Genomic DNA, 21,933 nt, shown 5'->3' on the forward strand with positions numbered 1-21,933 from the left:
CCTTGGGCAAGCCGTCACCCCCGCAGGGTGCCGCCGGTTGCCTTGGTCACCTTGGCGATGATCTTTTCGCTCACCGCTTCGATGTCCTTTTCCTTCAGCGTCTGGTCGCTGGGCTGCAGCCGCACGGTGATTGCCAGCGACTTCTTGCCCTCGCCCAGTGAGCCGCCGATGAACTCGTCAAAGACGCGCACGTCCTCGATCAGTGCCTTGTCGGCGCCGGCTGCGGCATTGACCAGCGTCAGCGCTTCAACGTTGTCGTCGACGACAAAAGCAAAGTCCCGCTCCACCGCCTGCAGATCGCTGATCGCCAGCGCCGGACGGGTGGCGGAGGACTTGCGCGGCATCGGAATTTCATCCGGGAAGATAGTGAACGCAACAGCCGCGCCCTTGATGCCCATCGCTTTCAGCACCTTCGGGTGCAGCTCGCCAAAGACGCCGAGGGTCTTCTTCGGGCCCAGGCAGATCCGGCCATGGCGGCCCGGGTGCCACCAGGCGGCACCTTCACGCAGGACCTGTACTTTGGCCGGTGCGCCAATGGCAGCCAGCACCGCTTCAATATCAGCCTTGGAATCATAGAGATCCACCGCGCGCGAGGCGCCGTGCACGTCCTTCGGCCCGGTGCGGCCCACCAGCAAGCCTGCGATCTGGTTGACCTGCTCGCCCGGTTCGCCGCCGGTGAAGGCAGGGCCGGCCTCAAACAGCGCCAGATCCATGAAGCCGCGCGCCTGGTTGCGGGCCGCAGCCTGCAACAGGCCTGCCAGCAGATCGGGGCGCATGTGCGACATCTCGGAGGAGATCGGGTTGGCCAGCATGGTGGCATCATCGCCGCCGCCGAACAGCGCAGCCGAGGCCTTGTCGATGAAGCTGTAGCTGACAACTTCGTTGTAGCCGAGGCTGGCGCAGGTGCGGCGCGCCATCTGCTGGCGCCGCTGCTGCGGGGTCATCACCGGCTTGGGGATGCCGTCGGTCAGCCGCGGCAGCGGCTTGCCCTGCAGCTTGGTCAGCGACGCGATCCGCGCCACCTCTTCCACCAGATCGGCCTCGCCCTGCACATCCGGACGCCAGCTGGGCACATGCGCCATACTGCCTTCCAGGCGGAAACCCAGGCGGGTCAGGGTCTGACGCTGATCGCTCTCCGGGATCTCCATGCCCACCAGCGATTGCACCCGGTCCGCGTCCAGCTTGTAGGCACGCGAATGATCCGGCACATCGCCCGCGATCACCACCTCCGACGGCTCGCCACCGCAGAGGTCCAGGATCATCTGGGTCGCCCGGTGCAGGCCCTCGATGGTGTATTCCGGATCAACGCCGCGCTCAAAGCGGTAGCGCGCGTCGGAGTTGATCTTGAGCGCGCGGCCCGCCATGGCGATCTGCACGTGATCCCAGAACGCGCTTTCCAGGAACACATCCACGGTTTCCTCAGTGCAGCCAGTCTCTTCGCCGCCCATGATGCCGCCGATACTCTCGGGGCCATTGGCGTCGGAGATCACCATCTGGCCCGCGCCAAAGGTGTATTCCTTTTCGTCCAGCGCCTTCAGCGTCTCACCGCCAGCTGCGCGATGCACCCGCAGATCGCCCGCGACCTTGGCCGCGTCGAACACATGCAGCGGGCGGTTCTGGTCGAAGGTGAAGAAGTTGGTAATGTCCACCAGAGCCGAAATCGGGCGCAGGCCGATCGCCTTCAGCCGGTCCTGCAGCCATTGCGGGCTGGGGCCGTTCTTCACGCCCTTGATCACCCGGCCGGCAAACAGCGGGCAGCCGTCCAGCGTGTCGGCGTCGATGGTCACCTTGATCGGGCTGGCGAAGTCACCCGGAATCGCCTCATACGCGCGGGTCTTGAGGGTGCCGAGGCCGCGCGCCGCCAGGTCGCGGGCAATGCCGTAGACGCCCAGCGCATCGGGGCGGTTCGGGGTGATGGCGATCTCGATCACCGGATCGACCTTGGCCGGATCGTTTTCCGCCAGCCAGTCCACGAACCTGTCGCCCACCGCGCCCGAAGGCAGCTCGATGATGCCGTCATGCTCGTCCGACAGTTCCAGCTCGCGCTCGGAGGCCATCATGCCAAAGCTCTCTACGCCGCGGATCTTGCCAACGCCGATGGTGATGTCGAGGCCGGGGATATACATGCCCGGCTTGCAGACCACCACGGTGATGCCTTCACGGGCATTCGGAGCGCCGCAGATGATCTGGAGTTCACCCTCGTCGGTGTCCACCTTGCAGACCCGCAGCTTATCGGCATCCGGGTGCTTCTCGGCATGCTTCACATAGCCGAGCTTGAAATCCTTCAGTGCGTCCGCCGGATTTACGACCCCTTCGACCTCAAGGCCCAGATCGGTCAGGGCTTCAGTGATCTCTTCCACCGAAGCGTCGGTGTCGAGGTGGTCTTTCAGCCAGGAAAGCGTGAATTTCATCGGTCGGGGACCCCTTGGCAGACATGCGTGTTTGACCTGAGGCAATGGCAAAGAATGCGCCAAGGTTCAAGGGTTCTGCGCCCCTGCTTTCAAGGATAGCTGGGAGTGAGGTTCAAAAGCTCATCCAATTGCCGCCCGATCCAGCCATGCGGGATGAAATGCCCGCCGGGATGGGTGTCCAGCACCACCTGCCCCTGGGAACAGCCTGCCCAGACCGTGCGCTCCAGCTTCAGGAAGTCCACCACCTGCCACTGCCCCAGCGCCCGCGCCGCACCGCAGCCCAGCCGCGCCCGCCACAGCGCCACCGGATAGGTCCGCTCGCCGCCAGGGCCATAGGGGAAATCCATTACTGTGTCCTTCAAACCGTGCACATGGCGCACCTCGCGCGGGGCCTCAGTGCAATTCTCAGTTTGGTGGATGGTGCCGGCCACCGCCAAGAGCGCCGCCACATCATTGCCGCTGTGGCAGACATAGCGCCAAGCCATGGCAGAGCCATAGGAATAGCCAGAGACATAGATCCGTTCCGCATCAACCGGATAGCGTTGGGCGAGGTCTGCCAGCACCGCGTCGGCGAAACCCACGTCTTCTGTTTCCGAGGACCAAAAATCCCAGGTCTTGTTGCGCCCGTTCGGTGTCACCAGCAGCACACCGCGCCGCCTGGCAGAGGCCCCGACCCGTTCGCTTTTCTGCGCATGGCGCCCGGTGCGGGACCAGCCGTGAAAATGCAAGAGCACCGGCAGGGGTGAGACCCCGTCCCAGCCTTCTGGCTCCATCACGTGATAGGAGCGGTCCCCCAATGCGCACTGCGTTGCGCCATGGCATTCAGCGGATTTTGACGGCCCCATAGCCGCAGCGGCAGAGGCCCACAGAAGGGCGGCGGACAGGGAAAGGGCTGCTCGGATCATATGTGCGAGCGTAGCCACCGCGCGGCAGCTGTCACGTCACAAGTTTGTGGGTCCGGATGCCAAGCTGCGCCATCGCCTGACCGCGGGGAGGCGATCCAACGGCGTGTGTGGCAGTTTATGTCGGCCAAACCCGTAGAACCTCCAGCCTGTGCGCCTGCGGCCCCAAATCGCCTGCCCGTGCGGGCGGTCAGGCGATGGCGCGGCGGCCTCTCGGCCTTGTTCCGCGCGGCAGAACTTCCTTATGAGTTCTTTCCCAGTTCACTTTTCATAGCACCTACCATTTGGTCGCTAGCAAAGAAAACGTTGCCATCCAGGCTTCGCATAACTCCATCGGAAGATTTGACCAGATGCGCCTCTACTGAAAAAAGGGTTCGCACAGCATCAAGAACTCCGGAACTGGTTTCACAAGATCTGGCGGAACCAACCAACTCAATTTCCTTTTGTAAAGCCCAAAGCCTTCTTACCTCTGGATGCAGTTCCCACACACCAGAACCGGCCTCATGCTTCACAGCTGCGGCCTTACCAATTTGGCGAAGAAAATCTCGATAGAGGTTTCTTTTCTCACGTTTCAGCTCCAGATCAAAAGCCTGCTTTGTTTGAAATCTCCAGATCACTAACGAGATTACTCCCCCAAGCACCAACGCCCAAACAGGGTTAGCGGCCGCTTCTTGCAACCAACTAGACAACCATGAAAATCCCTGCACACATTCTCGCAGGCGGTCATCACTTCAGCAGAAGCCATTCGCTCAAAACCCTCAAATCAAACTGTTTTGCAGTATCGAGGGGAGCATAGCGCCCGTTGCGCGCTAAGCACAACTATACCTGTGCTGTGTATCACCCAGGGCAGCGCCCGGCCCGGCGGGGTGGGAAGCGAAGCGCCCGCCCCGTGGGGGGCGGGACGGGCGCTGCCCGGCCTGCCGGCCGGGCGTAATATCTGAAATTGTGGTGGCGTTACCGCGACAAACCACCATGCAGCGCCGGCACGTCCAGGCTGCGGAAGCCGTAATGGCGCAGCCAGCGCAGGTCGCTGTCGAAGAAGGCCCGCAGGTCGGGGATGCCGTATTTCAGCATCGCCAGACGGTCGATGCCGATGCCGAAGGCAAAGCCCTGGTAGATCTCCGGGTCGATGCCGCCCGCCGCGATCACCTTGGGGTGCACCATGCCGGAGCCGAGGATTTCCATCCAGTCGTCGCCCTCGCCGATCTTCAGCGCACCGCCCTCCCAGGAACAGCGGATGTCCACCTCTGCCGACGGCTCGGTGAAGGGGAAGTGCGAGGCGCGGAAGCGCAGCTCGACGTCGTCCACCTCGAAGAAGGATTTAACAAACTCCTCCAGCACCCACTTGAGGTTCGCCATTGAGATATCCTTGTCCAGCGCCAGGCCTTCGACCTGGTGGAACATCGGCGTGTGGGTCTGGTCATAGTCGGCGCGGTACACTCCGCCCGGGCAGATGATGCGCAAGGGCGCGCCCATCTTCTCCATCGAGCGGATCTGCACCGGGCTGGTATGGGTGCGCAGCACATGCGGCGGGCGGTTGTCGCCCTCGGCGCGGTGCATGTAGAAGGTGTCCATTTCGGCGCGTGCCGGATGGTGGCCGGGGATGTTCAGCGCATCGAAGTTGTACCAGTCGGTGTCGATCCGCGGACCTTCGGCGACGGAAAAGCCCAACTCGGCAAAGATCGCGGTGATCTCTTCCTGCACCTGGCTGATCGGATGCAAGCTGCCCTGGCGCTGGGGGCGTGACGGCAGGGTCACATCCAGCCATTCGGTGCGCAGGCGCTCATCAAGTGCTGCATCTTCCAGCCCGGCTTTCTTGGCCGCCAGGGCCGAGTTGATCTCATCCTTCAGCGCGTTCAGCGCGGGGCCGGCCACCTGGCGCTCTTCCGGGGTCATCTTGCCCAGCTCGCGCATCTTCAGCGCCACTTCGCCCTTCTTGCCAACGGCGGCAAGGCGGATCGCTTCCAGTGCGGACTCGTCCGCGGCTTCTGCAATCTGACCCAGGTATTTGGCTTTAAGATCGTCCATCACGGCCCCTCGAATTCTGCTTGTGCCCTGCTACCACAAGGGCGGCTGAAAGCAAGAGGGCGGGGACGGAAGGCGGTCGGATATGGCCGGACAGCAAGCCCGCCCTGCAATCACGCCCTAATTATGATAGACTCCCCGCATCTCATTCAGCAGCAGCCGGAGGACAGCCATGGCACATGTGGATTGGTATATCGAAGGACGCAGCTTCGGGAACTGCAACTGCAACTACGGCTGCCCCTGCCAGTTCGAGGATCTCCCCACCCACGGCAATTGCACCGGGTTCGAGGTGCTGCATATCGACAAGGGCCATTTCGGCGAAACCGACCTCACCGGCACCCGCTCAGCTCTGCTCTATGCTTGGCCCGGACCGATTTTCGAAGGCAAGGGCGCGTTGCAGGCGATTATCGACGACCGCGCCACGGAGGATCAGCGCGCAGCACTTGAAACCGTGCTTCTGGGCGGCGAGACGGATGAAGAAGCCACCCACTGGTGGGTGTTCCGCGCCATGTGCGAGACGGTGCACGAAACACTGATCAAGCGGATCGACTATGAGGTGGACATCGAAAACCGCACTGCCAAACTGGACATCGACGGGCTGGTCACCTCAACCGGCCGGCCGATCCAGGCCCCGCATGGCGGCGGCGAGCACCGGGTGCAGATCGGCACCCCCGGCGGCATTGAGTTCACCCTGGCCGAGATCGGCAGCGCCAGCACTAAGTCTGACGCGGCGATCAAGCTGGACCTGGATGACAGCTATGGCCAATGGGCCATCATCCGCCACGGCCCCCACGGGATCGCCGCCTGAGGCCAAGTAACGTCAAAGGCGCACAAACCGCTTGCGCAGGCCCGGGCTGCCCGGCCAAGCTTGCCCTGTTCCCCGCATCAACAGAGGCAAGCCATGCAAACCTATTCAGGCAGCTGCCATTGCGGCGCTGTCCGCTTTTCCTTCCGCGCGCAGGAAATCACCAGCGCAATGCAATGCGACTGCTCAATCTGCATCCGCAAGACCGCTTATCTGACGCCGTTCAAGGTGCCAAAGGATACCATGGAAATCACCGCAGCTGGTGACGCGCTGAAAACCTACCGGTTCGGCACAATGGCCGCCCAGCACCATTTCTGCGGCACCTGCGGAATCCACACCTTTGTCGAGCCGCGCCTGTCGCCTGGCACTTTCCGCGTCAACCTGGGCTGCGTCGGCGGGGTCAACGCCCTGCATCTGCCGTCGGAAATCTTCGATGGCAAAAGCCTGTGAACCTCAGGCTTTGCCGCCCTCCTCCGGCAGCTTCTTCCAGCGTTTCTGGTTGAACGGATACAGGAACTGCCGCCAGTAGCCGTTTGGCACTGTGTCTCCGGCCACGCCGTATTTCGACGGCCAGTCCTTATCCGGCAGGTGGTGGGTTCCGAACAGCCAGTCATACAGCGGAAAATGCGAGGCATAGTTGATGTCGATCGCCGCCCGCTCGCTGCCATGATGCCAATGGTGGTACCGCGGGGTGACCAGGAACCGCTCCAGAAAGCCCAGCTTCCAGCCGATATTGGCGTGGATGAAGCTGGAGTAGAAATAGACGATCAGCAGGTAGCCCTGGATTGCCTCCGGCTTGAAGCCCAGCGTGAACATCGGCACCGCCGTCAGACCGCGCAGCACCGCGATCTCGATGAAGTGCATCCGCGCGCCGGCCAGCCAGTCCATTTTCTTGGCCGAGTGGTGGATCGCATGGAAATGCCACAGCGCCGGAAAGGTATGAAACGCGCGGTGCACCCAGTATTGCACAAAATCCGTCGCCGCCATGATGATCAGCACCTGCACGCCAAAAGGCAGATTGGTGATATGGGCGCGGATGCCCTCCAGGTCGAATTCGGTGTTCACATAGTTGGCGGGCGCCATGGTCAGGAAGGTCAGCACCTGCACCAGCATGGAGCTGATCAGGTAATAGAACATGTCTTCGCGCCATTCGGTTCGGAACACGGTCTGTTCGCGCCGCGCTGGAAACACCCGCTCCAGCGGCACAAACAGGAACCCGACCAGCAGCACATTGACGACAAAGTAGTCGAGCCCGAAATACAGGCTCTGCGGCACGTCTCCTGCGTGCTGCGGTTGCGCAGTGGCCATCAGCGAGGCCGCCACCGATAGGCCCAGTGCCGCCCAGCCCAGGCTTTTCTCGCGGCTCAGGATCAGTCTCAGCAGCGACAACGCATAACCTGCCAGCAGAACGAACCGCAGAAAGGCGGTGACATAGCCGCTGGAATGCACAAAGGCGATCTGCGGATAGGAGCGATCTGCGGATAGGAGAATGTCTCCGGATACCAGCGCAGCAACACCAGCAGCAGCCCGGTGATCGCCGCCAGCAGCGCCATTGTTCCCGACAGCCAGCCGCTGCCCAAGGGCCGCGCCTCACGCGGGGATTCCAGTTGCGCGATCACATCCGGGATGAATTTCATGCCTGCCTCATTGACGATTTTCCGGCGCAACCTGCCACAGATGGCCGCGGCCCGCGACTACGGAAATCATTACAAAAGCCACCCGCCGGTGCCCGCATCAGACCACCCGCCGCATCATCCCCACCAACGACTGCCGACTGGCGTAGCCAAGCCGTAGCGCCACCTGCTCCATCCGCTCGCCGCGCGCCTCAGCCCGCAGCGCAATCTGACAACGCAAACGGTCCCGCCAGCCGCCAAAGCTGAAACCGGTCTCTTGCTGAAACCGGCGGGTGAAGCTGCGGCGGCTCATCCCCGCCAGCGCCGCCCAATGGTCGATCGTCTGACCGCTGCCGGGGCTTTCCATAAGCGCATCGCAGACCCTCCGCAGCCGCGCGTCCGCCGGGTACGGCAGCGCCAGCGGCGACTTTGGCGCCGCGCCTAGCTCAATCAGGATCAGCCGGCTCAGGTGATGCGCCCGGGGGGGCTGCGGCCAGGGATTGTTCATGCCGCACAGTGCCGCGATCAGCCCCGCCAGCAGCGGAGAGACCGTCACCGCCCGGCAGGCCGCCAGCGCATCCGCCCCAGGCTCTGCCGGATCGATGTACAGCGATTGCAGCCGCACCTGCCCCGCCATGCGGATCTCGTGCAGCACCCCGGCCGGCACGATCAGCCCCGACCCGGCGGGCACCGCCCAGCTGGTGCCGCCGGCCTCTGCGGTCATCAGCCCCGCCACCGCATAAACCAGCTGATGGCGCGGATGGTCATGCCAGGCGGAAACATAGCCGTCCGCGTAGGCGCGCGCGTAAGACGCCACCCCGTGCGGCAGCATCTGCACCGCATCGGACGAGGACGGCTCCCGCCGCCGGATATCCGCATTCTGGCCCATTTGCGCCAAAACTGGCCCCATCGCTGCGAAAGGGCAAGCTAAAACGCAACCAAAAGGAGTCCTTACCCATGCAGGCAATCACCAGCACCAATGAGCTTGAAGAGATCTACGGCGAGCCGGTGCCGAAATCGCTGACCAAAGTCGCCAGCCATCTGACGCCGCTCTACCGTGACTGGATCGGCGCCGCGCGGTTCCTGGTGCTGTCCACCGTGGGCCCCGAAGGCACAGACGCCACCCCGCGCGGCGATGACGGCTCTGTCGTGCATATGGCGGACGACCGCACTCTCTGGCTGCCGGACTGGCGCGGCAACAACCGCATCGACAGCTTGCGCAACATCGTCCGCGACCCGCGCGTCAGCCTGATGTTCATGGTGCCGGGTTGCAACAACGTGGTGCGGGTGAACGGCGCCGCCGTGCTGACCGCGGACAACAGCCTGCGCGCGCATTTCGCCCGCAAGTCCCTGCTGCCGGCTACGGTGGCGGTGATCACCATCGAAGAGCTTTACTTCCAATGCGCCAAGGCACTGATGCGCTCCCGCCTGTGGGATGCAGAGGCTGACCGCCCCGCCGTCCCCACCGCCGGCCAGTTCCTGAAGGAGCAGGAGGCGGGCTTTGAAGCCGAAGCCTATGACGCCGGCTATGCGGACTATGCAAAGTCCCGGATGTGGTGAGGCAAACGGCGGTGCGGCCCCGCGCCAGGCCGCACGATGCGGCAGCGCAGTAAAATAGACGGCTCCGTGGCTGCGCTGCGGCAACTTGGATATTGCCAATTCCTGCGCATAATGCGCAAAGTGCATAACTGCTGCCCTCACATGGATATACTGTCGTGCCGACACAGATGGACCGCACAAGCCTGACTTGGAAGGTCACACCCGACCTGCTGGGGGTGATTGACGCATCCGGCGTCTTCATGGACACCAATCCGGCCTGGTTCGACACCCTGGGCCTGCTGCCCGGGGAGATCGAAAGCCGCCAGTTCTTCGAATTCATCCACCCCGAGGACATGTCCAGGACCGAAGCCGCCTTTGAGCGGATCAAGCAGGGCAAGCCGGTGCTGCAGTTCGAAAACCGTTACCGGCACAAGGATGGCAGCTACCGCTGGCTGTCGTGGAACGCGGTGCCGGAGGGCGACCGCTTCTATTGCAGCGCGCGGGATGTCACCAAGTCCAAGGAAAACGCCGCCTCTTTGGCCTCGCGCGAGCAGGAGGCCCATTTCCGCGAACAGTTCATCGCGGTGCTGGGCCACGACCTGCGCAACCCGCTGTCGGCGGTCGGCGCTGCGCTGCGGCTGTTGGAGAATGAACCGCAATCGGCCAAGGCGCTGGAAATCCTGGCCCTGGGCCGCCAGTCCGTCACCCGGATGTCGGCGCTGATCAACGACATCCTCGACTTTGCCCGCTCGCGGCTTGGCGAAGGCATCGAGGTCGTGCGCACGGAGCGCGCGGAACTGCGGCCGGTGCTGGCGCAAATGGTCGAGGAAATCCGGCTGGCAAACCAGGGCACCCCGATCACCGAGAGCTACAGCTTCACCGATCCGCTGAGCTGCGACACGGACCGCATCTCGCAGCTGGTCTCAAACCTGCTGTCAAATGCAGTGACCCATGGCGCCCCGGGAAAACCGGTGGCCGTGGCTGCCTGCGATGACGGCAGCGATTTCATACTGTCCGTCGCCAACAAGGGTGAGCCGATCCCGGAAGCGACCAAGGCCCTGCTGTTCGAACCCTTCACCCGCTCCGGCACCCGCGAGTCGCAGAACGGCCTGGGCCTGGGCCTTTACATCGCCCAGCAGATCGCCAAGGCCCACGGCGGCTTGCTCAGCGTGGTGTCGAACGAAGCACAGACCGTCTTCACCCTGCGGATGCCGCGCCAGGGCTGAACGCGGGCGTTATCACGGGATCGCCGAAAACCCGCCGGTTCCCGGTGACCGCACACCATTCCACCTGTACCTGCAAGAGGCAGACCGTTGGCATCAGCCGCGGCGCTGCGGAACCCGGCGCCCGCTATATGCTGCAAGGCGCCTCCGCAGGGCCGGGCTGCCCGAACGGCGCTTGCCCTCCAACAGCAAAAAAGGCCGCCCCGTCCAGGGCGGCCTTCTCTGATCTCGAAAGCTCCGGAGCCTTAGGCCGCCAGCGCGTCCTGTGCCTGACGCACGATGGCGCCGAATGCTTCGGGCTCGTGCACGGCCAGATCGGCCAGAACCTTACGGTCCACTTCGATGCCGGCCAGGGTCAGGCCGTTGATGAAGCGGGAGTAGGTCAGCGCTTCGTCGTGCGAACGCACAGCGGCGTTGATACGCTGGATCCACAGCGCGCGGAAGTTGCGCTTGCGGTTCTTACGGTCGCGGGTTGCGTACTGGTTCGCCTTGTCGACGGCCTGACGGGCAACCTTGAAGGTGTTCTTGCGGCGGCCATAGTAACCTTTAGCTGCCTTAATGACCTTCTTGTGACGGGCGTGAGTTGTGGTACCACCTTTAACGCGGGACATCTCTCAAATCTCCTCTTAGCGGTCGTAGGGCATGAAGCCCTTGACGATCTTTGCGTCGGGTGCCGACAGGGTGGTGGTGCCGCGGGCATCGCGGATGAATTTCTTGGTGCGTTTGATCATGCCGTGGCGTTTGCCGGCCTGACCAGCCATGACCTTGCCGGTCGCGGTCACCTTGAAGCGCTTCTTGGCGCTCGACTTTGTCTTCATCTTGGGCATTTCCGTCTCCTTCAATGCAGGTTCGCTAGACGCGCGACTCGGCATGCCTCGACGGCCGGCCGCGCGGAACAGAGCTGCCCTTTAAGCAATGCTGGCGGAATGGGCAAGCGGATTCGCTACAGAAACCGGCCGATGACCCGGAAAAACACGTCAGGGATCTCCTCCACCCTATAGCCGCCGGGGTTCACCGTCACGGCATAGGAAATCAGGACAATGGCAATCAGGACGGTCATCGCCGATGCCCGCGGCGGCCGCCGTTCGCTGATCGACGACAGGATCGACGGCACTGTGAACACAGCCACAGCCAGCCCCAGGATCAGCGCCAGATCCGTATCCATGACCTACCCCCGGTCCACTCCCCGCCCTGCTGAATGGTAGGCGGCGGCCAGGCGGTTTCAATCTTACTGCCGCCCCAGCCGCATCAGTGCGGGGCGGCGGACCGGCTCACTCCGGATCAGTGCTGTAGATCAGCCGCTCATCACAAGGCGCGATGCGCAGGATGTTGGTGGTGCCAGGCACGTTGAACGGCACGCCCGCAGTCACCACGATCTGGTCGCCCTCGCTGGCATAGCCGCCCGACCGCGCCGCCCGCGCGGCGCTGACCACCGCACCCTTGAAACGGTCCAGCTCCGGCGTCATCACGCATTTGCACCCCCAGCTCAGGCACAGCCGGCGGGCGGTGGCGCTGACCGGGGTCATCGCAATAATCGGCACGCCGGGACGTTCGCGCGCGGTCAGCAGTGCGGTGGTGCCGGACTGGGTAAAGCAGCAGATCACCTTGATGTCGGTCTTTTCCGCAATCTCCCGCGCGGCGGCGACGATGCCGTCGGCCACGGTGGTGCCCTTGGCCGAACGCGACGCGGCGATGATCTGGGTATAGGTTGGGTCGGCTTCGACCTCGACTGCCACCTTGTCCATGGTCCGCACCGCCTGCACCGGGTACTGGCCAGCCGCGCTTTCGGCGCTCAGCATCACTGCATCGGCGCCCTCATAGATGGCGGTTGCCACGTCGGATACCTCAGCGCGGGTCGGCATCGGGCTTTCGATCATGCTTTCCAGCATCTGGGTTGCCACGATCACCGGCTTGGCCGCCGCCCGGCACTTGCGCACCAGCCGCTTCTGGATCGGCGGTACCGCCGCCACCGGCAGCTCCACCCCCAGGTCGCCGCGCGCCACCATGATGCCGTCAGAGGCATCCAGGATGGCCTCGAAATCCTCCACCGCCTGTGGCTTTTCGATCTTTGACAGCACTGCAGCGCGGCCATCAGCCAGCCCGCGGGCCTCATAAACATCCTTGGCCCGTTGCACAAACGACAGCGCCAGCCAGTCGACGCCCAAGGCGCAGACAAATTCCAGATCCGCCCGGTCCTTCTCTGACAAGGCGGCCAGCGGCAGCACCACGTCCGGCACGTTCACCCCCTTGCGGTTGGAAATGGTGCCGCCGGTCTCTACTGTGCAGTCGGCGAAATCCGGGCCGCAAGCATCGACCACCAGGCGGATCTTGCCGTCGTTGACCAAAAGATGCGCGCCCGGCTCCAGCGCCTGGAAGATCTCCGGATGCGGCAGGCAGACACGGGACACATCCCCCTCCGCCTCATTCAGATCGAGACGGAACTTCGCCCCCTCCTCCAACTCCTCGGCGCCATTGGCAAAGACGCCGACGCGCAGCTTCGGCCCTTGCAGGTCGGCCAGAATTGCAATCGGGCTGTCCAGATCCTGCTCCACCTGACGGATGATGCGGTGCTTCTCGGCGATCTCCGGGTGGCTGCCGTGCGACATGTTCAGGCGGAACACATCGGCCCCCGCCTCATGCAGCGCGCGGATGGTGTCATATGTCTCAGAGGCCGGCCCCAAAGTGGCGACAATCTTCACATTGCGCGATCGTTTCATAGGGGTCTTCTCCTCCGGACCTGACTTTAAGTTACCGCATGTTACCGCAAACAGCTTGGGGTGCTTATCCCCCAATTCCCATTTCCGCGCAACTCCCGTAAAGAGATTGCGGCAAAACATATCAGGCTCATGACATACACTCCCTTTTTTGTTCACGGCGCAGACCGTCCCGCCCGCTGGCTGATCACCTGCGACCACGCAACCAACCATGTGCCGCCTTTTGCCGGCGGCGGCGACCTGGGCCTCCCGCGCGAGGATATGGAACGCCACATCGCCTATGACGTCGGCGCCTACGAGGTGTCGAAACTGCTGGGCGAGATGCTGGATGCGCCGGTGGTGGCGTCGAACTTCTCCCGCCTGGTGATCGACCCCAACCGCGGCGAAGACGACCCGACCCTGCTGATGAAGCTTTACGATGGCACCATCATCCCCGCCAACCGCCACGCGGGCGAGGCAGAGCTTAAGGAACGGCTGGAGAACTGTTACCGGCCCTACCACCGGGCACTGGCCAGGCTGGCGGAACGCCCCCGCACCGTCATCGTCTCGGTCCACAGCTTCACCCGCCAGCTGCGCGGACGCCCGCCGCGCCCCTGGGAGATCGGCATCCTGTTCCCCGAGGGCGAGCGGTTCTCGCCGTTCGTCGTTGACGCACTGAACCGCGAGGACGGCCCGTGTGTGGGCGTCAACGAGCCCTACACCGGCTATCTGCCTGGCGATGCTATCGAAACCCACGCCACCAAACCGGGCCGCCCCAATACGCTGATCGAATTGCGCAACGACCTGATTGCCGATCACACAGGCCAGCACGCCTGGGCCGAACGCCTGGCCCGTATCCTGCCCCAAGCACTGGACGCCTCCGGTCTCTGACACGGCGCCGGGCGCCGGTGCTGCTGTTGCAGTACCGGCGCTTCATCCCCATATCTGTAACGGAAACGCGGTACAGATACGGGAAAGGAGCCTTCATGGCCCAGGACACTCTCTCCGCCTTTTTTGGCTGGCTGACCGTCTTACATTTCGGCCTGTTTACCCTCTCCGCCATCCTTTTGATGCTGATGCGCGATTGGGTGGCCAGTTTGCACGCCCGCATGTTCGGGCTGGCGCCTGCGGATGTCAGCCTCACCATTTACAGCTGGCTTGGCACCTACAAGATCGTGATCCTTGCCACTGCGCTGGGGCCATGGCTGGCGCTGCAGCTGGTCTGAGCCCGCGCCCATTGCCCGCCCCTGCTGCGGCTGCTAGGCCTGCTGGGACGCAAGACAACTCCGGAGTCACCGCCATGGACAAGCAAACCGAGATCGAAATCCAGGCCGCCGCCTTCCGCCGCCTGCAAAAGCACCTGATGGAAGACCGCACCGATGTTCAGAACATCGACCTGATGAACATGGCCGGCTTCTGCCGCAACTGCCTGGCGCGCTGGTACCAGGAGGCCGCCAATGAGCGCGGCATCGAGATGGACAAGACCGAGGCCCGCGAGATCTATTACGGCATGACCATGGATGAGTGGAAAGCCAACCACCAGACAGAGGCCAGCGCTGAAAAACAGGCGAAATTCAAGGTGGCGTTCAAGGAAAACGTGACCGACAAGCAGTAAGCGTCAGCCGCCCGGGGTGGAGGGGAGCTGCCCCTCTTGGCCTTGCGGCCAATTCACCCCGGAGTATTTGCCCAAAGGTGAAAGAACCGGGCGGGCCGCCGTCTCAGCCCCTCAGCCGCAGGGTTGCGCGCGCCGGATCAACCCGCGCGCCATTTGCATCCACCAGAGCGACCTGCAGCGGCGCGCCGGTCTCCCGGTCCATCACCCCGACCGGCGCCGCGCCGCCGGTCACATGTGCCTCCCCCCATTGCGTCAGCGCCAGAAATGTCAGCGCCAGCCCGCGTCCAGCGGCTGTCAGCACATAGGCCTGGCGCACCCTGTCGCCCGCCTCCTGATAGGGCTGTTTTTCCAGTATCCCCTGCGCCACCAGACTGTTCAGCCGGTCGGTCAGCGTAGAGCGCGGCGCCTTCAGGTCTTCGCGCATGTCGTCGTAGCGGCAGACCCCATAAAACGCCTCGCGCAGGATCAGCAGCGTCCAGCGGTCGCCCAGAACTTCGGCGGCCAGCGCCATCGGGCATTGCTCCTTGGGCACCAGAGCGCGGCGGCGGACGGCGGGCAGGGTTTCACGGGAATCAGAAGCTGAGTTTGACATGCGGACTCAGATAGGGGATCTCTATCTGAGTTCAAAATTAAGACTCAGATTCGCAAACAGGCCGGATTCGCAATTGAAAGGACAGCCCCGATGACCCAGCGGCGCCCTATGGACAGCGACGACGCGCTCGTAGATTTCGAGCCGCGCCGGATCACTCTCAACCATGCGGAGAAAACCGTGCATGTCTCCGGCCAAGGCCCGGCGGTGATCGTGATGGCGGAAATGCCAGGGATCAGCCCGCATGCGACCCGCTTTGCCCGCTGGGTGCGCGATGCGGGGTTCACCGTCTACATGCCCTCGCTGTTCGGCCGTGACGGCGCCGTGGCCACAGCAGAGGATGGAGCCGAAGTGTTCCGCCGCGCCTGTGTCAGCGCCGAGTTCCGCGCCTTTGCAGGTGGTGGCGCCAGCCCGGTCACCCAATGGCTGCGGGCGCTGGCGTGTCTGGCGCACAGCGAATGCGGCGGTCCCGGCACCGGCGCCATCGGCATGTGTTTCACCGGCAACTTTGCCCTGTCGATGATGCTTGAGCCTGCCATGCTGGCACCGGTGCTGGCGCAGCCCTCGCTGCCGCTGGACAATCCCGCAGGCCTCGAAAGCCCAGCTGAGGAACTGAGCGCCGTGCGCGAGCGGCTGGAGCGCGAAGATCTCACCGTGCTGGCCTACCGGTTCCAGGGCGACGCCTTCTGCCAGGCCCAGCGTTTTGCGGCTTACGCCGAGGCTCTGGGAGACCGCTTTGACGCCCGCACCCTGCCCGACAGCGCCGCCACCACAGAGGTGCCGCCGTTTTTTGCCAAACACGTCCCCACCCCGCACAGCGTGGTGACCGCGCATCTGGTGGATGAGGCAGGCAGCCCGACAATGGCGGCACGGGATGAGATCCTGGGGTTCTTCAGGCAGCGGCTGACAGAGGGCGGCTGATCACACAGGGCGGCGGGCTGGCAATGGCCTCTCCAGAAGGTGCACCCGCGAAAGACCGCTCCCGCAAATGGCGAGATCCATCTTGACCTACCCGCTCAAAGGGAGAATACCGCGGTATCGCATCCCAAGCGGAAGCTCCAGTGATGACCCTAAGAACGACCCTGTGCATTGCAGCCTTGCTGGCCCCTGCAAGCGTATTTGCAACCCCGGCAACAGCGCTAACACCTGCTGTTCAGCAAGACACAGTGATGCACGGCGGAGGCTGCCGAAAAAGCTCACCTCCGGGCCAGTGCTGCCACATGGAAACGGCAACCGGCCGGGTGCACTGCCACTGACCGCGGACCGAAAGAGGAGGCAAGGGTCAGCGGGGCGGCAAGGTCATGGATTTGCAGCAGCCGAACCGGCCCACTGCAACACGTAAAAAAGGCCGCCCGTTCTGGGCGGCCATTCCAACCAATGCACTTGTGAAAATACCCAGGCCGCGTTTCCACGGCAGGGCGCGCTCCCCCCGGACGGCGCGCCTAGCCGCGGAACCGGCCCAATAACCGCGCTGCCAGCGCACCCGATGCCGGGCGCTCCCGCCCCAGGAGCTTGCCTGCCAGCCACCCCCGGCCGGCAGGCGCCCCGGTGCAATCGGGATGCTCCACCACCTCAGCCGTCAGCACCTGGCGGACAGCAGCCAGGATCTCCGTATCGCTGGGCTCCCCCGCCCGGCTGTTCACGGCTTCCCCAATCTCCCGCTGATAACACTGTTCCATCTGGCACCTCCAAGGTCTGAAGTTTCGGCTGCGGCCCCCCGGCCCGTCCCCATCAACTGAACCCAGAGTACCCTATCGACCCGTCTGCAGGCGCATTTTGTATAAAATTAGTTAAAATCCGGAGCTGAAACGGGGGGGGTTCCGGGACAGTCCGCCGATACGAGGGGTCATTGTTGCCCAAGGCAGGAGAATACGCTCTTTCACGGTCCTTTCCACCGGGGTTTTCAGGCCCTTCTGCCAGGGCCCGCACGGCGGAATTGTTTCTCATTCGAACAAAAAAAGGCCGCCTTCCAAGGGCGGCCTTGCAATCCGGTCCGGCCCGCAGCCTTAGACCGCTTTCTTGCGGCTTTCCTCCAGGTAGATCTCGCGCAGGCGCCTGGCGATCGGTCCCGGGGTACCGTCACCCAGCTGCGCGCCATCAATCTCCACCACCGGCATCACAAAGGCGCTGGCAGAGGTGGTGAAGGCTTCATCCGCCTCCTTGGCTTCCCCGATGGTGAACAGGCGTTCCTCGATTTCCATCTGCGCTTCCGCCGCCAGCCGCAGCACCGCGGCACGGGTAATGCCGTGCAGGATATCGTTGCTGAGCGGCCGGGTCACGATCTTGCCGTTCTTGACATAGTAGGCGTTGTTGGAGGTGCCTTCGGTCACATAACCGTCCTCGACCAGCCAGGCATCGTCGGCACCGGCCTTCTTGGCCATCATCTTGCCCATTGACGGGTACAGCAGCTGCACGGTTTTGATGTCGCGGCGGCCCCAGCGGATGTCCTCAATCGAAATCACCTTGGCGCCCTTCTGCGCCGCCGGGCTGTCGGCCAGGCCGGGCTTGTTCTGTGTGAACAACACCAGAGACGGCGGGGTGTCCTCGGACGGGAACACGAAATCCCGGTCGCCGTCAGAGCCGCGGGAGACCTGCAGGTACACCAGGCCTTCCTCAATGCCGTTCAGTTCCACCAGCTTGCGGTGGATCTCCAACAGCTCCTCCTTGGAGCAGGGCGAGGCCATGTCCAATTCCTTCAGCGAGCGGTCCAGGCGCACGGCGTGGCCGTCAAAGTCGATCAGCTTGCCGTCGAGGACAGAGGTCACCTCATAAACCGCATCAGCAAACAGGAAGCCGCGGTCAAAGATCGAAACCTTGGCTTCACCCTCGGGCAGGTATTCGCCATTCACATATACGGTACGGGTCATGGTATTCTCCTCAGCCCCAAAGTGCAGCCACAGGCGGGTGCACGCCGTCGGCATCAAATGTCAAAGGTTCCTCGCGGTCTTCGGCCAGAAGCAGCGGCCCGTCAAGATCCGTTACCGCCGCACCCTGCGCCACAAGCGTCGCAGGCGCCATTGCCAGCGAAGACCCGACCATGCAGCCGACCATCACCTCATAGCCTTCGGCCAGCGCCTGCTCGCGCAGCTTCAGCGCTTCAGTCAGGCCGCCGGTCTTGTCCAGCTTGATGTTGACCACATCGTACTTGCCTTTGAGCTTCGGCAGGCTTTCGCGGTCATGGCAGCTCTCGTCGGCGCAGACCGGCACCGGGCGCTCCATGCCGACAAGGGCCGCGTCTTCGCCCGCGGGCAGCGGCTGCTCCACCAGCTCCACGCCCAGGCGCACCAGATGCGGCGCCAACTCGGCGTAGACCGCTGCCGACCAGCCCTCGTTTGCGTCGATGATGATCTTGGCATCCGGTGCGCCGGCCCGCACCGCCTCCAGGCGCGGCATGTCGTCGGGTGTGCCAAGCTTGATCTTCAGCAGCGGCCGGTGCGCGTTTTCCGCCGCCTGCGCCTGCATCTTTTCGGGCGTGTCCAGCGACAAAGTATAGGCGGTGATCTCCGGCCCAGGCATCGGCAGCCCCGCCAGTTCCCAGACCCGCTTACCCGCCTGTTTCGCCTCCAAATCCCACAGCGCGCAATCAACCGCATTGCGGGCGGCGCCGGCGGGCAGCAGCGATTGCAGCTCTACGCGGGTGAATTCTGCGGGCAACCCCTCGATCTCGGCGGTCACGCTGTCCAGTGTCTCGTTATAGCGGGCATAAGGCACGCATTCGCCCCAGCCAGTGACGCCGTCCTTCTCCACCCGCACGGTCAGCACCTTAGCCTCAGTGCGCGAACCGCGCGAGATGGTGAAGACCTGCGCCAGTTTGAAGACGTCCGGGGTGACGGTGATGTTCATGAAACTGCCCTTTCCTGCGGCCCGGCACGCGCGAGCGGCCGACCTTGGCGCGATGCCCGGCATCTCTGGCACCTGCCTTTTCATCTTTCCAAAAATACTCCCGCCGGAGGCATCCCAGGCTGCGCCTGAACACCTCCGGCGGGGGCTGTTAGATCAGACCGCGGCCAGCGCGTCCACCAGGCGGCCGGCGCCGTGACGGTAGGGGTCGACGGCGGGCAGGCCCATGCGCTCTTCGACCTCGGCCAGGTATTTCACCGCCTCGTCCTCGGACAGGTGCTGGGTGTTCACCGAGATGCCGACGATCTGGCAGGCCGGGTTGGACCGCTGCGCCAGCGGCATGGCCACCTCGCGCAGCTCTTCCAGGCTCGGCACGTCATAGTCCGGCAGGCCGCGCATATGGGTGCGGGTCGGCTCGTGGCACAGGATCAGCGCATCCGGCTGGCCGCCGTGCACCAGCGCCATGGTGACGCCCGAATAGGAAATGTGAAAAAGCGAGCCCTGACCCTCGATCAGGTCCCAGTGGTCGTCGTCGTTGTCCGGGGTCAGATACTCGATCGAGCCCGCCATGAAGTCAGCAATGACCGCGTCCAGCGGCACGCCGTGGCCGGTGATCAGGATGCCGGTCTGGCCGGTGGCGCGGAAGGTCGACTTCATGCCGCGCTTCTGCATCTCTGCGTCCATCGCCAGGGCGGTGTACATCTTGCCGACCGAGCAGTCGGTGCCAACCGCCAGGCAACGCTTGCCGGTACGTTTTTTGCCGTTTGCAATCGGATAGCCGACGGTGGGCACGCGCACGTCGTGCAGGGTGCCGCCGTGGGTCTGGGCCGCGGCCACCAGGTCGCCTTCGTCGCGCAGCAGGTTATGCAGGCCGGAGGCCAGGTCATAACCCATTTCCAGCGCCGCGATCAGAACCTCTTTCCACGCGGGCGAGATCACGCCGCCGCGGTTGGCAACGCCAATCACCAGGGTCTTGGCGCCGGCTTCCTTGGCCTCAGCCAAGGTCATTTCGGTCAGGCCCAGGTCGGCGCCGCAGCCCGGCAGGGTGATCTGGCCGACGGCGTGGTCGGGGCGCCAGTCGCGGATGCCGATGGCAACCTTGGCAGCCAGCATGTCGGGCGCGTCGCCCAGGAACAGCAGATAAGGGGTTTCGATCATGGCGGGTTTCCTCTTCACTCTTGCCGGTGAGTTTGCGGAGATTCCCGCACAAGTTCATACCTATTCCGCCGTTGCGCGCCCATGCAGCGCAAGATTCTCCTGCAATTTTGTCACTTTTCCGGAGATTCCTGCATTATGTCACTGTTGCTGACATTATTTTCCTCCTCCAACCAGGATTCGGCCTGAAGCACCCCGGTTTGGGGCGCGCCTAGCACCGCAATCGCCTGCTGAGAGCCGGTTTCCTCCGGCGCATCGGCCTGCGTGCGCCGCAGCGCGGCAACGCCTGCAACCATAAAACACAGGGCTGCGAGCAGGATGAGCAAGCCATTTCCGTCAGCAATGCTGACCATATTTGGCGCCGCCAGCGTGCCGCCGAACTGGCCGACGTTCAAAAGGAACACCATCGCCCCGCTGGCAGGCACGATCTGCGAGGGGTTCAGCTGGTCGTTGGCGTGGGCGGAGCAGACCGCATACATCGGCAGGCTGGCGCCTGCGAGCACCGCAAAGCCGATCACCAGCGCCTGCGGCGCGGGGGTGACGAGCATCCAAAGGCAGGCGGCAGCCCCGATCACGCCAAGCCCCATCAGCACCAGCCGCCGGTCGGTCTTGTCGCTGATCCAGCCCACGGGATACTGCACCACCGCGCCGACAACCATCGCCACCACCAGCGCGCCAGAGGCCTCCGCCGGGCTCATGCCACGCGACAGCGCATAAAGCGGCAGCGCAATAAACCAGCCTGCCACGGCGGTTGCACTGACCAGATTGCCGAGCACCGCCATCGGCGACACTTGGTACAGCCTGCGCACCGGCATCCGGTCCGGTACTTGATACTCCGGCGCCTTGATGCCCGACAGCAGCAGCGGCACGATCGACAGGGAGATCAGGATCGACACCGCCCCGAACAAGAGGTTGCCGCTGGGGTCAGGGAGCGCCACCAGCGCGGTGCCGATGGCCGGGCCTGCCATCCAGATCATGAAATAGAGCGACAGGATCTGCGCCCGGTTGCTGTTTTCCGACTTTGCCTGCAGCCAGCTTTCGGTGATCACATACATGCCGGGATAACAGACCCCGGCCAGGAACCGCATAGCCGACCAGGAATAGGGGTCTGAGGTCAAAAGGTGCAGGATCGCCGAGATCGACACCAGCGACGCCAGCGCCGAAAACGCCCGGATGTGGCCGACCTTAGCCACCATCCCCGGCGCCACCACCGTCCCCAGCAGGGCGCCGGCCGGATAGGCCGCCTGCATGATAGAAATGGTGAGGTCGGAAAAACCAAGCCCCGCGCCCCGGATTGTCAGCAGAGTGACCAGCAGCCCGTTGGCCACCATCAGCATCAGCATGCCCAGAAACAGGGCCCAGTTTTCAATGAATGCACGTCTCATGCCCAGGTTGCTCGCATGGGCGTGCGGTGCTTGCGCGCCTGTTTGCGGCAATGTTTCCGGCGCCGCAGCGCAGCGGCATTTTCTGCATGTGCAAAATTCCCTTGCACATGTCTACGCAACTTTCTAACACTTCAGACC

At 63.8% G+C, this 21,933-nt stretch carries 25 protein-coding genes; 8 read left to right on the plus strand and 17 right to left on the minus strand.

Annotated elements, in window-relative coordinates; translation table 11 throughout:
* Nucleotides 1–14 precede the first annotated feature (14 nt).
* The 4 genes from pheT to pheS all read right to left on the minus strand — a co-directional run bounded on the left by pheT (nt 15) and on the right by pheS (nt 5,341).
* Nucleotides 15–2,411: a phenylalanine--tRNA ligase subunit beta gene (pheT, locus tag AC5STB_RS02585; RefSeq protein WP_495441424.1), complete on the minus strand. Its 2,397-nt coding sequence runs from the start codon at nt 2,409–2,411 to the stop codon at nt 15–17.
* 89 nt (nt 2,412–2,500) lie between these two features.
* The gene (locus AC5STB_RS02590; RefSeq protein ID WP_495441425.1) at nt 2,501–3,316 is read right to left on the minus strand and encodes a CE1 family esterase; all 816 of its coding nucleotides are present in this window, start codon (nt 3,314–3,316) and stop codon (nt 2,501–2,503) included.
* A 239-nt stretch (nt 3,317–3,555) separates the two neighbouring features.
* Nucleotides 3,556–3,930 (minus strand): hypothetical protein, encoded by a 375-nt coding sequence (locus AC5STB_RS02595; protein WP_495441426.1) that lies wholly within the window; start codon nt 3,928–3,930, stop codon nt 3,556–3,558.
* 337 nt (nt 3,931–4,267) lie between these two features.
* Nucleotides 4,268–5,341, minus strand: coding sequence for a phenylalanine--tRNA ligase subunit alpha (gene pheS / locus AC5STB_RS02600; RefSeq protein ID WP_495441427.1), 1,074 nt, complete (start codon nt 5,339–5,341; stop codon nt 4,268–4,270).
* 169 nt (nt 5,342–5,510) lie between these two features.
* On the opposite strand from pheS, the gene AC5STB_RS02605 reads away from it, so the two are divergent.
* Nucleotides 5,511–6,146, plus strand: coding sequence for a DUF1326 domain-containing protein (locus AC5STB_RS02605; protein ID WP_495441428.1), 636 nt, complete (start codon nt 5,511–5,513; stop codon nt 6,144–6,146).
* A 93-nt stretch (nt 6,147–6,239) separates the two neighbouring features.
* Nucleotides 6,240–6,593 (plus strand): GFA family protein, encoded by a 354-nt coding sequence (locus tag AC5STB_RS02610; protein ID WP_495441429.1) that lies wholly within the window; start codon nt 6,240–6,242, stop codon nt 6,591–6,593.
* A gap of 3 nt (nt 6,594–6,596) precedes the next feature.
* On the opposite strand, the gene AC5STB_RS02615 is transcribed toward AC5STB_RS02610, so the two are convergent.
* From AC5STB_RS02615 to AC5STB_RS02625, 3 genes are all read right to left on the minus strand, one after another.
* Nucleotides 6,597–7,532, minus strand: a complete 936-nt coding sequence (locus AC5STB_RS02615; RefSeq protein ID WP_495441430.1) for a sterol desaturase family protein — start codon at nt 7,530–7,532, stop codon at nt 6,597–6,599.
* Entirely contained in the window at nt 7,520–7,780 is a 261-nt protein-coding gene (locus tag AC5STB_RS02620) for a hypothetical protein (RefSeq protein WP_495441431.1), read from the minus strand. The genes AC5STB_RS02615 and AC5STB_RS02620 overlap by 13 nt, the downstream gene beginning before the upstream one ends.
* 97 nt (nt 7,781–7,877) lie before the next feature.
* Nucleotides 7,878–8,645, minus strand: coding sequence for a helix-turn-helix domain-containing protein (locus tag AC5STB_RS02625; RefSeq protein WP_495441432.1), 768 nt, complete (start codon nt 8,643–8,645; stop codon nt 7,878–7,880).
* Nucleotides 8,646–8,713: 68 nt separating this feature from the next.
* On the opposite strand from AC5STB_RS02625, the gene AC5STB_RS02630 reads away from it, so the two are divergent.
* Nucleotides 8,714–9,316 carry a pyridoxamine 5'-phosphate oxidase family protein gene (locus tag AC5STB_RS02630; protein WP_495441433.1) on the plus strand — a complete coding sequence of 201 codons (603 nt, stop codon included), beginning with the start codon at nt 8,714–8,716 and terminating at the stop codon, nt 9,314–9,316.
* A gap of 167 nt (nt 9,317–9,483) precedes the next feature.
* Nucleotides 9,484–10,521, plus strand: coding sequence for a PAS domain-containing sensor histidine kinase (locus AC5STB_RS02635; protein WP_495441434.1), 1,038 nt, complete (start codon nt 9,484–9,486; stop codon nt 10,519–10,521).
* A gap of 242 nt (nt 10,522–10,763) precedes the next feature.
* Here the strand turns inward: AC5STB_RS02635 and rplT are convergent, their stop codons facing one another.
* From rplT to pyk, 4 genes are all read right to left on the minus strand, one after another.
* Entirely contained in the window at nt 10,764–11,129 is a 366-nt protein-coding gene (gene rplT / locus AC5STB_RS02640) for a 50S ribosomal protein L20 (protein WP_008557989.1), read from the minus strand.
* 15 nt (nt 11,130–11,144) lie between these two features.
* Nucleotides 11,145–11,345: a 50S ribosomal protein L35 gene (gene rpmI / locus AC5STB_RS02645; RefSeq protein ID WP_366661191.1), complete on the minus strand. Its 201-nt coding sequence runs from the start codon at nt 11,343–11,345 to the stop codon at nt 11,145–11,147.
* A 116-nt stretch (nt 11,346–11,461) separates the two neighbouring features.
* A complete protein-coding gene (locus tag AC5STB_RS02650) occupies nt 11,462–11,683 on the minus strand; it encodes a hypothetical protein (protein WP_495441435.1) in 222 nt (73 codons plus the stop codon).
* 106 nt (nt 11,684–11,789) lie between these two features.
* Nucleotides 11,790–13,235, minus strand: coding sequence for a pyruvate kinase (gene pyk / locus AC5STB_RS02655; protein WP_495441437.1), 1,446 nt, complete (start codon nt 13,233–13,235; stop codon nt 11,790–11,792).
* Between the two features lie 129 nt (nt 13,236–13,364).
* On the opposite strand from pyk, the gene AC5STB_RS02660 reads away from it, so the two are divergent.
* The 3 genes from AC5STB_RS02660 (at nt 13,365) to AC5STB_RS02670 (ending at nt 14,826) form a co-directional block, all read left to right on the plus strand.
* Complete coding sequence (locus AC5STB_RS02660; protein ID WP_495441438.1) at nt 13,365–14,102, plus strand: N-formylglutamate amidohydrolase; 738 nt, start codon at nt 13,365–13,367, stop codon at nt 14,100–14,102.
* 95 nt (nt 14,103–14,197) lie between these two features.
* Complete coding sequence (locus AC5STB_RS02665; RefSeq protein WP_495441439.1) at nt 14,198–14,437, plus strand: DUF6868 family protein; 240 nt, start codon at nt 14,198–14,200, stop codon at nt 14,435–14,437.
* Nucleotides 14,438–14,511: 74 nt separating this feature from the next.
* A complete protein-coding gene (locus AC5STB_RS02670) occupies nt 14,512–14,826 on the plus strand; it encodes a DUF1244 domain-containing protein (protein ID WP_495441440.1) in 315 nt (104 codons plus the stop codon).
* Nucleotides 14,827–14,929: 103 nt separating this feature from the next.
* On the opposite strand, the gene AC5STB_RS02675 is transcribed toward AC5STB_RS02670, so the two are convergent.
* Entirely contained in the window at nt 14,930–15,418 is a 489-nt protein-coding gene (locus AC5STB_RS02675; RefSeq protein WP_495441441.1) for a winged helix-turn-helix transcriptional regulator, read from the minus strand.
* A gap of 108 nt (nt 15,419–15,526) precedes the next feature.
* On the opposite strand from AC5STB_RS02675, the gene AC5STB_RS02680 reads away from it, so the two are divergent.
* Entirely contained in the window at nt 15,527–16,336 is an 810-nt protein-coding gene (locus tag AC5STB_RS02680; RefSeq protein ID WP_495441442.1) for a dienelactone hydrolase family protein, read from the plus strand.
* A 521-nt stretch (nt 16,337–16,857) separates the two neighbouring features.
* On the opposite strand, the gene AC5STB_RS02685 is transcribed toward AC5STB_RS02680, so the two are convergent.
* From AC5STB_RS02685 to AC5STB_RS02705, 5 genes are all read right to left on the minus strand, one after another.
* Entirely contained in the window at nt 16,858–17,094 is a 237-nt protein-coding gene (locus AC5STB_RS02685; protein WP_495441443.1) for a hypothetical protein, read from the minus strand.
* 327 nt (nt 17,095–17,421) lie between these two features.
* Complete coding sequence (locus tag AC5STB_RS02690; RefSeq protein WP_495441444.1) at nt 17,422–18,282, minus strand: D-amino-acid transaminase; 861 nt, start codon at nt 18,280–18,282, stop codon at nt 17,422–17,424.
* A 10-nt stretch (nt 18,283–18,292) separates the two neighbouring features.
* The gene (gene dgcA, locus AC5STB_RS02695) at nt 18,293–19,258 is read right to left on the minus strand and encodes an N-acetyl-D-Glu racemase DgcA (RefSeq protein WP_495441445.1); all 966 of its coding nucleotides are present in this window, start codon (nt 19,256–19,258) and stop codon (nt 18,293–18,295) included.
* Between the two features lie 153 nt (nt 19,259–19,411).
* On the minus strand, nt 19,412–20,413 hold the full coding sequence (gene dgcN / locus AC5STB_RS02700; RefSeq protein ID WP_495441447.1) for an N-acetyltransferase DgcN: 1,002 nt from the start codon (nt 20,411–20,413) through the stop codon (nt 19,412–19,414).
* Nucleotides 20,414–20,523: 110 nt separating this feature from the next.
* The gene (locus AC5STB_RS02705; protein ID WP_495441448.1) at nt 20,524–21,795 is read right to left on the minus strand and encodes an MFS transporter; all 1,272 of its coding nucleotides are present in this window, start codon (nt 21,793–21,795) and stop codon (nt 20,524–20,526) included.
* Nucleotides 21,796–21,933 lie beyond the last annotated feature (138 nt).

The organism is Leisingera sp. CC-HEC093, assembly GCF_059429195.1.